This is a genomic window from Streptomyces sp. NBC_00557, assembly GCF_036345995.1.
GTDB lineage: Bacteria > Actinomycetota > Actinomycetes > Streptomycetales > Streptomycetaceae > Streptomyces.
In genome coordinates, this window is record NZ_CP107796.1 from 2170980 (window position 1) to 2183396 (window position 12417).

At 69.5% G+C, this 12417-nt stretch carries 9 protein-coding genes; 3 read left to right on the forward strand and 6 right to left on the reverse strand.

Annotated elements, in window-relative coordinates; translation table 11 throughout:
- The first annotated feature begins 150 nt into the window (after positions 1 to 150).
- Positions 151 to 1698: an MFS transporter gene (locus tag OG956_RS08830; RefSeq protein ID WP_330337400.1), complete on the forward strand. Its 1548-nt coding sequence runs from the start codon at positions 151 to 153 to the stop codon at positions 1696 to 1698.
- Positions 1699 to 2128: 430 nt separating this feature from the next.
- Here the strand turns inward: OG956_RS08830 and OG956_RS08835 are convergent, their stop codons facing one another.
- The 3 genes from OG956_RS08835 to OG956_RS08845 form a co-directional block, all read right to left on the reverse strand.
- A complete protein-coding gene (locus OG956_RS08835) occupies positions 2129 to 3034 on the reverse strand; it encodes an ADP-ribosylglycohydrolase family protein (RefSeq protein WP_330337401.1) in 906 nt (301 codons plus the stop codon).
- A 12-nt stretch (positions 3035 to 3046) separates the two neighbouring features.
- Positions 3047 to 3706 carry a histidine phosphatase family protein gene (locus OG956_RS08840; protein WP_330337402.1) on the reverse strand — a complete coding sequence of 220 codons (660 nt, stop codon included), beginning with the start codon at positions 3704 to 3706 and terminating at the stop codon, positions 3047 to 3049.
- A gap of 140 nt (positions 3707 to 3846) precedes the next feature.
- Positions 3847 to 4452 (reverse strand): YdbC family protein, encoded by a 606-nt coding sequence (locus OG956_RS08845; protein WP_330337403.1) that lies wholly within the window; start codon positions 4450 to 4452, stop codon positions 3847 to 3849.
- 153 nt (positions 4453 to 4605) lie between these two features.
- Between OG956_RS08845 and OG956_RS08850 the strand changes: the two genes are divergently transcribed.
- Positions 4606 to 5139, forward strand: a complete 534-nt coding sequence (locus tag OG956_RS08850; RefSeq protein ID WP_330337404.1) for a TerD family protein — start codon at positions 4606 to 4608, stop codon at positions 5137 to 5139.
- A gap of 78 nt (positions 5140 to 5217) precedes the next feature.
- Here the strand turns inward: OG956_RS08850 and OG956_RS08855 are convergent, their stop codons facing one another.
- Positions 5218 to 8103 (reverse strand): vitamin B12-dependent ribonucleotide reductase, encoded by a 2886-nt coding sequence (locus tag OG956_RS08855; protein ID WP_330337405.1) that lies wholly within the window; start codon positions 8101 to 8103, stop codon positions 5218 to 5220.
- Between the two features lie 164 nt (positions 8104 to 8267).
- Entirely contained in the window at positions 8268 to 8819 is a 552-nt protein-coding gene (gene nrdR / locus OG956_RS08860) for a transcriptional regulator NrdR (protein WP_330337406.1), read from the reverse strand.
- A 565-nt stretch (positions 8820 to 9384) separates the two neighbouring features.
- Between nrdR and lexA the strand changes: the two genes are divergently transcribed.
- Positions 9385 to 10164 carry a transcriptional repressor LexA gene (gene lexA, locus OG956_RS08865; RefSeq protein ID WP_330337407.1) on the forward strand — a complete coding sequence of 260 codons (780 nt, stop codon included), beginning with the start codon at positions 9385 to 9387 and terminating at the stop codon, positions 10162 to 10164.
- A 150-nt stretch (positions 10165 to 10314) separates the two neighbouring features.
- Here the strand turns inward: lexA and OG956_RS08870 are convergent, their stop codons facing one another.
- Positions 10315 to 12303, reverse strand: coding sequence for an ATP-dependent DNA helicase (locus tag OG956_RS08870; protein ID WP_330337408.1), 1989 nt, complete (start codon positions 12301 to 12303; stop codon positions 10315 to 10317).
- Between the last annotated feature and the right edge of the window lie 114 nt (positions 12304 to 12417).

Consider the following 12417-nt stretch of genomic DNA (forward strand, 5'->3'; position numbering starts at 1 on the left):
GGGGGGCAGGCTGTGCCGCGCTGCAGCAACAGGGGGACGCGAGGCGGGGCACGAGATTAAGTGAACGCTTGCGTTCACTGTCGGGGACTCACTACCGTGGACGCGAAAGTGAACGCGATCGTTCACTAATGCCTTCAGGGGGGACCCATTGTGACGACCTCTCAGCTGTTGCAGGATCCAGAACCGGGCGTGGCCCGCCGGGAGGGGCATCCCGGCATCGCACTCACCGTCATCGCGGCCTGCCAACTCATGGTGGTACTCGACGCGACGATTGTGAACATCGCGCTCCCGCACATTCAAGACGCGCTCAAGTTCAGCACCACGGACCTGACATGGGTGGTCAGCGCCTACACGCTCACGTTCGGCGGCCTGCTCCTGCTCGGTGCGCGCGCCGGTGACATCCTCGGCCGCCGCCGGGTGTTCATGGCCGGCATCCTGTTGTTCACCTTCGCCTCCCTCCTGGGCGGTCTCGCCCAGGAGCCGTGGCAACTGCTGGCCGCGCGGGCCTTGCAGGGCGTGGGCGGCGCGATCGCCTCGCCCACATCTCTTGCACTGATCACCACGACCTTCCCCGAAGGCCCGGAACGCAACCGGGCCTTCGGGGTGTTCGCCGCCGTGTCCGCGGGCGGCGGCGCCATCGGCCTGCTCGCGGGCGGCATGCTCACGGACTGGCTCGACTGGCGTTGGGTGCTGTTCGTCAACGTGCCGATCGGCGTGCTGATCGCCGCTCTCGCTCCGCTCTACATCAACGAGTCCCGGCGGCATCCGGGTCGCTTCGACATCACCGGCGCGCTGACGTCGACGGCCGGCATGGCCTCGCTGGTCTACGGCTTCATCCGCGCTTCGGAGAACGGCTGGCGGGACGGCCTCACGCTCGGCTCCTTCGGCGCGGCCGCGGTGCTGCTGCTCGCCTTCGTCTTCACCGAGATACGGGCGAAGGAGCCGATCACCCCGCTCAAGATGTTCGCGGACCGCAACCGCTGGGGAACGTACGTGATCATGCTGAGCCTCGCCGCCGCGATGTTCGGCATGTTCTTCTACATCGTGCTGTTCGTGCAGGACGTCCTCGGCTACAGCGCGATCAGGGCCGGCCTGGCCTTCCTCCCCGTGACGGTCGCGATCGCGGTCGGCGCGGGTCTGTCCCAGCGGTTCCTTCCCGCCCTCGGCCCGAGGCCGTTCATGATGACCGGCACGGCGCTCGTGGTGATCGGGCTGGTCTGGCAGACCTTCATCCGGCCGGACAGCTCCTATCTCGGCGGAGTGCTCGGGCCGATGCTGGTGTTCGGCTTCGGCATGGGCCTGAACTTCGTGACGGCCACGGTCACGGCGGTGTCCGGAGTCGCCCAGCACGAGGCCGGTGCCGCCTCCGGGCTCCTCAACGCCATGCAGCAGGTGGGCGGTTCGCTCGGACTGTCCATCCTGACGACCGTCTTCGGCTCGGCCGCCAAGGACGAGGCGAAGAAGCAGCTGCCGAAGTTCCTGGCCGGCAGTTCGCCCGAGCAGCAGGCCCAGTTCGCCAAGACGCATCAGCTTCCCGCGCCCTGGGGACACGAGGTGCTGGCCCACGGCATCTCCACGGCCTTCGTGCCGGCCGCCGCCATGGCCGCCGTCGCGTTCCTCACCGCCTGGCTGGTGATCAGGGTGCGCAAGAGCGATCTCGACGCACTCGCCGGCGTGGCGGGCCCGGGCATCGGCTGAGTCGGCGCGAGACGTACGAAGCCACGGTCGGCCGGACCGCCACCCAGGGCCTGACGGCGCCGGTGGCGGTCCGGCCGTACGCATCACGGCCGGCGTCCGCCCGAGCAGCAGAACCGGAACCAGCAGCAGAGCCGGCATCGCGTACGCCATCTCCACACCCCTCCCACCGTTGCTCTTCACCTGCCCGCCACCCCGCCGCCGAGAGGCACAGCCTGCGACAGACATGGGAGGAACGGGCGGCGGTCACGCAGAGTTCCCGGCGGATACGGAGAGTTTCGCCAGGCGCGGAGGCAGACGCCGTGTCCGTACGGCTCGGCCTGCAGGCAGGGCCGCTCGGAAGGCCTGATCGCCTCACCGGCGGGGCGCAGGGCACGCGGTGCGGGCCGCGCCGGTGCCTCCGGGGACGTTCAGGCCGTCCTCACCTGAGCGGTCAGAGCCCCGAGGGCACCCAGTCCGGCAGTGCCTCGGCGCGCTCGACCCATTCCGCAGGCGGAGCCCCCGCCTTGCCGGAGGCGAGCACACCGCCCACGATCGCGCAGGTCGTGTCCATGTCGCCGCCCACTCCGGCCGTCGTCCAGAACGCCGTCTCGTAGTCACCGAGGCTCCGGGCGGCGGACCAGAGGGCGAAGGGCACGGTGTCGTGGGCCGTCGTACGCCGTCCGCACCCGAGCACCGCGGCGACGGTGCCCGCGTCGCCGTAGTCGAGCATGTCCCGGGCGCGCCGGAGCCCCTGGCCGACCGCGCTCTTCGGGACCAGGGCGACGACACCGTCGAGGAGTGCCTCGGGGCTGGGCGGGCCGTCCGGTGAGCCGGCCAGCGCCGCCGCGGCGGCCACGGCCATGGCGCCGACGACGGCCTCACGGTGCTGGTGGGTGGTGTAGGCCGAGATCTCCGCCTGATGGGTCGCCTGCTCGGGATCGTCCGCGTACCACGCGCCCAGCGGCGCGATCCGCATCGCCGCTCCGTTGCCCCAGGACCCCTGTCCGTTGAACAGCCCGGCGGCCAGTTCCCGCCAGTCCTGGCCCTCTCGGACCAGGCGCAGCAGACGGTTGACGGCAGGGCCGTATCCCCGGTCGAAGTCGTGGTGCTCGGCGAAGGAACGGGCCAGGGAGTCCTGGTCGATGCGGCCGTGGGCGGCGAGGACGGCGACCACGGAGCAGGCCATCTCGGTGTCGTCCGTCCACTGCCAGGGTCCCGCGGGCAGCTCGCGCCGCTTCAGCAGGGGGTAGTTCGCCGGAACGAAGAACTGGGAGCCCAGGGCGTCCCCCACGGCCAGTCCGCGCAGGCTGGCCAGGGCGCGCTCCAGGCGCCCCGAGGTCGAGGAGTCAGCGGTCATCGCTCTGCCACTCTATCCGTTCACCCAGTACGGCACCGGTTCGCGCCAGCGCTCGAAGGGCCGGTCGAGCGTGTACTTGCCGTCCTCCCCGAGAACGAGCATCCGCATCTCGGCGTTCCCCGGATTCGACAGCGACTCGAATTCGGCGACCGTCCAGTGGAACCAGCGCATGCAGAACAGGCGCATCGCGAGCCCGTGGGTGACCAGCAGGACGTTCGGCGGATGGTCCGGTGCCTCGAAGCTGCGGTACAGGCTCTCCAGGAAGCCGCCGACCCGGTCGTACACGTCGGCACCCGACTCGCCCTGCGGGAACCGGAAGAAGAAGTGGCCGTACGCGTCGCGGTAGGCCTTCTGCAGGCGTACGTCGTCGCGGTCCTGCCAGTTGCCCCAGTCCTGCTCGCGCAGCCTCGGCTCCTCCCGGACGCGTATGAGGTCCGGGTCGAGGTGGAAGGCGCGGAGTGTCTCGTGGGTGCGGCGGTACGGGGAGACGTACACGCTCACGCGTTCCCGGCCGAAGAGCTCCCGGAGCTTCTTGCCGGTCTCCTCTGCCTGCCGCCAGCCGCGCTCGGTCAGCGCGAGAGCGTGGTCGGGCTCGCGCTCGTACACGGAGTCGTCGACGTTGCCCGTGGACTCGCCGTGCCGGACAAGGACGATGCGCCGTGGTCGTGCCATGCCAAAACCCTAGATCGAGCGACGGGAATCAATGCACTCGTGCGGGCTCATACAGCGTATGTCACACGAAACCCGCCCTCGAGGGCGGCTCCGGACCCCTGGCATTGCGGGTTTGAAATTCAAACTTGCCGTCGCCGTCCTCACACCGTCCAGGACGGCTCCATCTCCACGATGTCCCCGGAGAGAGCCGCGACGTCGGCCTCGGTCTGGGCGCGCAGCGCGAGGCGTTCCACACGCTCGGTGCGGTACTTGCCGTGCTCCGCGGCCGACCGCCACATCGACAGGATCATGAACTCCTGACCGGGCGCCTCGGCGAACATGCCGCGGATCATGCCGGGCGAACCGGCCATCGCGGGATTCCAGACCTTCTCCTGCATGAGGGTGAAGTGCTCGACGCGCTCCTCGTGGATCCGGCACAGAGCCACACGGATGAGATCGGCGTCGGTGAACCTCGGCTCGAAGCCGGTCTTCACATCGAAGCGGTACTCGAAGAGCTTGGCCTGGGCGTCCTTGAACGTGCCGGCCTGGGCGGACGCCAGCCGGTCGTGCGAGCGGGCCATGAAGGAGTCGTAGAAGGCGCGGCTCTCCCAGAACGCGAAGATGTGCGCCACGCCCGGTCGCTGCCGGCTCCAGCCGCCACCCTGCCCCCGGAATCCCGGCTCCCCCAGAAGCCCCGCCCATTTCCGCTGCCCCCGCTCGAAACCGCGGCGGTCCACCACGGTGCAGCGAATCCACTTGACCAGCACCGCGCCATCGTAAGGCCACGGGACGTGGCGCCGGTCACGCTCCGGCGCAGATCACCCGCGCACATGCCCCCGCGCGCGTGGCACGATGAGCAAGAGACCCCTTCTCCGCGCGAGTTGGGGAACGAGGCAGCCACTGGGGGAAGGGGAAGCCTGTTGACCGGCTTCAGCAAGGGAATGCGCGAGGTCGAGGTCGGACTCAAGTGGGACCCCAGTCCGGCGGGTCAGCCTCCGAGCGATCTGGATCTCGTCGCCGCGACCTTCGTGTCGGGCGACGCGTACGGGAGCCCGGCGTACGTGGTGCACTTCGACAGCCGCTCACCGGACGGCACGATCTTCCTCAACCGGGACAGCCCGGACGGCAAGGGCTTCGGCTGGGACGAGGTCATGACGCTGCAACTGGACCGGCTGGACAGCCGGTACGCGCGCGTGGTGGTCGGTGTCGTCATCCAGCAGCGCTACGGGCCCAGGACGTTCGCCCAGGTGCTCAACCCGGGCATGCGGGTCCGGGAGGGCCGCTACACCGTGCTCGCCCAGGACGACTTCGGCTCGATCCCCGGGGCGACGGCCGCCACGATCGCCGAATTCGTGCGGGACGAGGCCGGGGAGTGGGCCTTCCGTCCCGGCGTGCACGGCTTCGAGGAGGACCCCGCGGCCTTCACCCGCGTCATGGGCAGGGCCCAGCCCTAGAAGTGCAGGATCCAGCCCTAGGGGTAAGGGGCGCCGGCAATTGGCCGGCGCCCCTTACCCTCACCTCACTTCAGACCGTCAGCTGCAGCCGCTGGTCGAGCCGCAGCCCTCGCAGATGTAGCAGGAACCGGCCCGCTGCATCTTCGTACCGCAGGAGAAGCACAGCGGGGCGTCGGCCTGGATGCCCAGCTGCATCTCCACCAGTTCGGCGCTGGTGTGGGCCTGCTTCGGAGCGGGCTTGGCCGCCTCGGTCTCGGCCTTCGGCGTGGCGACCGCCTTCAGCTCCTGTGCACGCGGCGCCGACTGGGCCAGGCCCTCGACGTCGACCTCGTCCTCGGACGGCTCGTAGGAACCGGTCTCCAGGTGCCGCTGGCGCTCCTCGGCGGAGTGGATGCCGAGCGCGGAGCGGGTCTCGAAGGGCAGGAAGTCCAGCGCCAGACGGCGGAAGATGTAGTCGACGATCGACTGCGCCATCCGCACGTCCGGGTCGTCCGTCATGCCGGCCGGCTCGAAGCGCATGTTGGTGAACTTCGAGACGTACGTCTCCAGCGGCACGCCGTACTGCAGGCCGACGGAGACCGCGATGGAGAAGGCGTCCATCATGCCCGCGAGGGTCGAGCCCTGCTTGGACATCTTCAGGAAGACCTCGCCGAGACCGTCGTCCGGGTAGGAGTTGGCGGTCATGTAGCCCTCGGCGCCACCGACCGTGAAGGAGGTGGTGATCCCCGGGCGGCCCTTCGGGAGGCGCTTGCGGACCGGGCGGTACTCGACGACCTTCTCGACCTTGGGCTCGGCGGCGGGCTCCTCGGCCTTGTCCTCCGCGGTCTCCTTCTTCTTGGCGGACAGCGGCTGGCCCACCTTGCAGTTGTCGCGGTAGATCGCGAGCGCCTTGACGCCCAGCTTCCAGGCCTCGAAGTAGATCTCCTCGACCTCCTCGACGGTCGCCGTCTCCGGCATGTTGACCGTCTTGGAGATGGCGCCGGAGATCCACGGCTGGATCGCGGCCATCATGCGGACGTGGCCCATCGGGGAGATGGCGCGCTCGCCCATGGCGCAGTCGAACACCTCGTAGTGCTCGTGCTTCAGGCCCGGGGCGTCGATCACATTGCCGTGCTCGGCGATGTGGGCGACGATCGCCTCGATCTGCTCCTCCTGGTAGCCCAGGCGGCGCAGGGCCTGCGGGACGGTGCCGTTGACGATCTGCATCGAGCCGCCGCCGACCAGCTTCTTGAACTTCACGAGCGCCAGGTCGGGCTCGACACCGGTGGTGTCGCAGGACATCGCGAGGCCGATGGTGCCGGTGGGGGCGAGGACGGACGCCTGGGAGTTACGGAAACCGTTCTTCTCACCGAGACGCAGCACGTCCTGCCAGGCCTCCGTGGCGGCGGCCCACACCGGGGTGTCCAGGTCGTCCATGCGGACGGCCTTGCCGTTGGCGTCGGCGTGCTGCGCCATGACGCGCTTGTGGGCGTCGGCGTTGCGGGCGTAGCCGTCGTACGGGCCGACGACCGCGGCCAGTTCGGCGGAGCGGCGGTAGGCGGTGCCCGTCATCAGGGAGGTGATGGCACCGGCGAGGGCGCGGCCGCCGTCGGAGTCGTAGGCGTGGCCGGTGGCCATCAGCAGGGCGCCGAGGTTGGCGTAGCCGATGCCGAGCTGGCGGAACGCGCGCGTGTTCTCGCCGATCTTCTGGGTCGGGAAGTCCGCGAAGCAGATCGAGATGTCCATCGCGGTGATGACCAGCTCGACGACCTTCTGGAAGCGCTCGGTCTCGAAGGACTGGTTGCCCTTGCCGTCGTCCTTCAGGAACTTCATCAGGTTCAGCGAGGCCAGGTTGCAGGACGTGTTGTCCAGGTGCATGTACTCGCTGCACGGGTTCGACGCGGTGATCCGGCCGGACTCGGGGCAGGTGTGCCAGTTGTTGATGGTGTCGTCGTACTGGATGCCGGGGTCAGCGCAGGCCCAGGCGGCCTCGGCGATCTTGCGGAAGAGCGCCTTGGCGTCGACCTCCTCGATGACCTCGCCGGTCATACGGGCGCGCAGGCCGAACTTGCCGCCCTCCTCGACCGCCTTCATGAACTCGTCGTTCACGCGGACCGAGTTGTTGGCGTTCTGGTACTGGACGGAGGTGATGTCCTCGCCGCCCAGGTCCATGTCGAAGCCCGCGTCGCGCAGGACGCGGATCTTCTCCTCCTCCTTGACCTTGGTCTCGATGAAGTCCTCGATGTCGGGGTGGTCCACGTCGAGGACGACCATCTTGGCGGCGCGGCGGGTGGCGCCGCCGGACTTGATGGTGCCGGCGGAGGCGTCGGCGCCGCGCATGAAGGAGACCGGGCCGGAGGCGTTGCCGCCGGAGGACAGCAGCTCCTTGGAGGAGCGGATGCGGGAGAGGTTCAGGCCGGCGCCGGAGCCGCCCTTGAAGATCATCCCCTCTTCCTTGTACCAGTCGAGGATCGACTCCATGGAGTCGTCGACGGACAGGATGAAGCAGGCGGAGACCTGCTGGGGCTGCGGGGTGCCCACGTTGAACCAGACGGGGCTGTTGAAGCTGAAGATCTGGTGCAGGAGGGCGTACGCCAGCTCGTGCTCGAAGATCTCGGCGTCGGCGGGCGAGGCGAAGTACTTGTAGTCCTCGCCGGCCTTCCGGTACGTCTTCACGATGCGGTCGATCAGCTGCTTGAGGCTGGTCTCGCGCTGCGGGGTGCCGACGGCACCGCGGAAGTACTTGCTGGTGACGATGTTGACCGCGTTCACCGACCAGAAGTCGGGGAACTCGACGCCACGCTGCTCGAAATTGACCGAGCCGTCGCGCCAGTTGGTCATGACGACGTCACGGCGCTCCCACGACACCTCGTCGTACGGGTGTACGCCGGGGGTGGTGTGGATGCGCTCGACACGCAGCCCCTTGGTGGCCTTGGCGCCCTTCGCTCGGGAACCTCGTGCCGGACCGCTCGCCGTCTCTGTCATGCCGCCTCCCTGTACGGGCAAAAACGCCCTGAAGTGCCCCGATTGTTCCCGTGGCACGGTGTTCTGTCGTGTGTCGCGGGCACCCTCAGCTGCCACCCGCGACAGGTCTTCGTTGGCCGCCTCACGGCCGGAACCCGGCTCTCCTCCCGGATTCCGGCCCGCCGTCACTCGGCGGCGTGGGCGGGCACGGGGACCTCGCCGGTCCTGCCCGGCCCGCGATCGTCTTCCTTGCTCCCCGTTCCCGCATCTTCCTCGTCCACGCCGGGGCCTCCCGTCGCCTCCCTCAGCTCCGCGATGGCGGCCTCGAAGTCCTCGAGCGAGTCGAACGCCCGGTAGACGGAGGCGAACCGCAGATAGGCGACGAGGTCGAGTTCCTGCAACGGGCCGAGTATGGCCAGCCCCACGTCATGGGTGGTCAGCTCGGCGCTTCCGGTGGCCCGTACCGCCTCCTCGACCCGCTGGCCGAGCTGGGCGAGTGCGTCCTCGGTGACAGGCCGCCCCTGGCATGCCTTGCGCACGCCGTTGATGACCTTGGTCCGGCTGAACGGCTCGGTGACCCCGGACCGCTTGATCACCATGAGCGAGCACGTCTCCACGGTCGTGAAACGACGGGAGCAGTCAGGGCACTGGCGGCGCCTGCGGATCGACGTGCCGTCGTCGGTCGTACGACTGTCGACCACGCGGCTGTCGGGGTGCCTGCAGAAGGGGCAGTGCATGATCTCCAACCCTCCTCACAGCAGACTCATCAACCTCACCGAGCCACATGAGCCCCGCGAAGCAGCCCTAAGCATAGGCGATCGTGGAGCCGTCTCAGACCCGGGGGACCACAACTTCTGGGCTGCTGTAGCCATCCAACCACTAGATGTGGGGATTGGCTCATACATCGAGGCAGAATCGCGTGTCGCGCGGAACCGCCGCGCACACCGGCCGCGAAGGACCGCGCAGGGACACGCGGGCCGCAGAACCGTATCGCTGAGCGGCTTACGGAGATACCGTGAGCGCCACACGGAGGACGCGTGGGACTCCGGCGCAGAAGGGACCCGGAGCCGGGACGGCCGGCTTCCGGATGGCAGACTGGGGCCGCGACCCACGAGGTCGGCAACCCCAGCGGTGAAGAGTACAACAATGGGCGCTTTTGCCCGCCAGGTGGCGCGTCAGCAATACACCCAGACACATGATCGCGTCAGGTGAATCGCACTTTTTCACTCGAACGTGTGTTTGGCGCAACCTTTCGAAAGCAACTACCGTTGTGCAGCAGGGAGACCATCGAGAGGGGCCGACGTGACCACCACCGCAGACAGTGCCACCATCACCGCCCAGGACCGCTCCCAGGGCCGAGTCGAGGCGGTACACGTGATGAACGAAGCCACGAATCCCGAGGGACCCAAGCGCTCCCTGCCAGGCCGGCCTCCAGGCATCCGGGCCGACAGCTCCGGACTCACCGACCGGCAGCGCCGCGTGATCGAGGTCATCCGCGACTCCGTACAGCGGCGCGGTTACCCGCCGTCGATGCGGGAGATCGGCCAGGCCGTCGGCCTCTCGAGCACCTCCTCGGTCGCGCACCAGCTGATGGCACTCGAGCGCAAGGGCTTCCTGCGCCGCGACCCGCACCGCCCGCGCGCGTACGAGGTGCGCGGCTCGGACCAGGCCGTGACCATGCAGCCCACGGACACCGCCGGCAAGCCCGCCGCGTCGTACGTCCCGCTGGTCGGCCGTATCGCCGCCGGTGGCCCCATCCTCGCGGAGGAGTCCGTCGAGGACGTCTTCCCTCTCCCCCGCCAGCTCGTCGGCGACGGTGAACTCTTCGTCCTGAAGGTCGTCGGCGACTCCATGATCGAGGCCGCGATCTGCGACGGCGACTGGGTCACCGTGCGCCGCCAGCCGGTCGCCGAGAACGGCGACATCGTGGCCGCGATGCTCGACGGCGAAGCCACCGTCAAGCGCTTCAAGCGCGAGGACGGCCATGTCTGGCTCCTCCCGCACAACGCGGCCTACGAGCCGATCCCCGGCGACGACGCGACCATCCTGGGCAAGGTCGTCGCGGTGCTGCGGCGCGTGTGACACCTGCGGGCGGGCCGTACGGCTGCTCGCTCCCTGACCGGGCCCCGGAACCCCTGCGCCGGTTCCGGGGCCCTGCCCTGTCCGGGGCGGCTCCCGGCACTCCTCGCATCGCGGGGTAGCCTGACCGGCGCCGGTCAGGCTACCCCGCGATCACTTCGCGGCCTGCTGCGCCTCGGCCGCCTTCGCCGCCGCGTCGATCGCGGCGAGCGACCTGCGCACCTGGTTACGGTCCGTGGTGTACCAGAAGTCCGGCAGTGACGCTTTCAGATAGCCGCCGTACCGTGCGGTCGCCAGCCGCTGGTCCAGTACGGCGACCACGCCCCGGTCTCCCGAGGCGCGGACGAGCCGGCCGGCGCCCTGGGCCATCAGCAGAGCGGCGTGGGTGGCGGCCACCGCCATGAAGCCGTTGCCCCCGGCGTCCTCCACCGCCTTCTGCCGGGCGCTCATCAAGGGATCGTCGGGACGGGGGAACGGGATCTTGTCCATCACGACCAGCTGACAGCTCGGCCCCGGCACGTCGACGCCCTGCCACAAAGAAAGGGTGCCGAACAGACAGGTCCTCGGGTCGGCCGCGAAGTTCTTGATCAGTTCGCCGAGGGTCTCCTCGCCCTGGAGCAGGATCGGGAACTCGGGAATCCTCGAGCGCAACTCCTCCGCCGCGAGCTGCGCGGCCCGCATGGACGAGAACAGCCCGAGGGTACGGCCGCCGGCCGCCTGGATCAGCTCGGTCAGCTCGTCCAGCATGTCGGAGCGCTCCCCGTCACGCGCGGGGCGCGAGAGATGCCGGGCGACATAGAGGATGCCCTGCTTGCGGTAGTCGAAGGGCGAGCCGACGTCGATGCCCTTCCACTTCGGCAGGTCCTCGCCCTCCACGCCCTCGGGGCCCAGCCCCAGGGAGGCGCCCACGCCGTTGAAGTCACCGCCCAGCTTGAGGGTCGCCGAGGTGAGGACGACCGCGCGGTCGGAGAAGAGCTTCTCCCTGAGCAGACCCGACACCGACATGGGAGCGACCCGAAGGGAGGCGCCGAAGCGGTCGTGCCGCTCGTACCAGACGACGTCCCACTCCGAGCCGTTCAGGACCCGCTCCGCCACGTCGTGCACCGTCTCCACCGAGGCCAGCGCCTGCTTGCGGACCGCGTCCTCGTCCTGCACCGACTTGTCCCGGGTGGAGCCGAGCGCGGTGATCACCGTGCGCGCGGCGTCCCGCAGGGCCATCAGGGCATAGCCGAGATCTTCCGGGATCTCCTCCAGACGCCCCGGCAGGGCCAGCTCCATCAGCCGCTCGAAGCCCTCGGCGGCGGTCTGCAGCTGGTCGGCGGCCTTCTCGTTGACGAGCTTGGCGGCACGGCGCACCGCCCGGTTGACCTGGCCGGGCGTGAGCTCGCCGGTCGCGACGCCGGTGACGCGGGAGACGAGTTCATGGGCCTCGTCCACGATCAGCACCTCGTGCTGGGGCAGCACCGGTGCGCCCTCGATGGCGTCGATGGCGAGCAGCGCGTGGTTGGTGACCACGACGTCGGCGAGCTTGGCACGCTCCCGGGCCATCTCCGCGAAGCACTCGGCGCCGTAGGCGCACTTCGACGCGCCCAGGCACTCCCGCGACGACACCGACACCTGCGCCCAGGCACGGTCCGACACGCCCGGAGTGAGGTCGTCCCGGTCGCCGGTCTCCGTCTCGTCCGACCAGTCCCGCAGCCTCAGGAGATCCTGGCCCAGCTTGCTGGTGGGCGCCGCGGCCTCGAACTGGTCGAAGAGACCGTCCTCCTCGTCCTGGGGCATGCCCTCGTGCAGGCGGTGCAGGCAGAGATAGTTCGACCGGCCCTTGAGCATGGCGAACTCCGGGCGGCGGCGCAGCAGCGGGTGCAGGGCCTCCACCGTGCGCGGCAGGTCGCGCTCCACCAGCTGGCGCTGCAGCGCGAGGGTGGCCGTGGCGACGACCACCCGTTCCCCGTGCGCGAGCGCCGGCACGAGATAGCCGAGCGACTTACCGGTGCCGGTACCGGCCTGGACCAGCAGGTGGGATCCGTCGTCGATCGCCTCGGCGACCGCTTCGGCCATGGTCACCTGGCCGGGGCGCTCCGTGCCGCCCACAGCGGTGACAGCGGCGTGCAGGAGTTCGGGGAGTGAGGGCTTCGTCATAGCCCGACCACCCTACGGCCCGGCACTGACAAACGGGCGATCAAGACGGGGAGGGAGGGCGGGATCACGGCCGGGCTCCTGGGTGGGGCGAGTGGGCGGATGAGTGGGTGACTG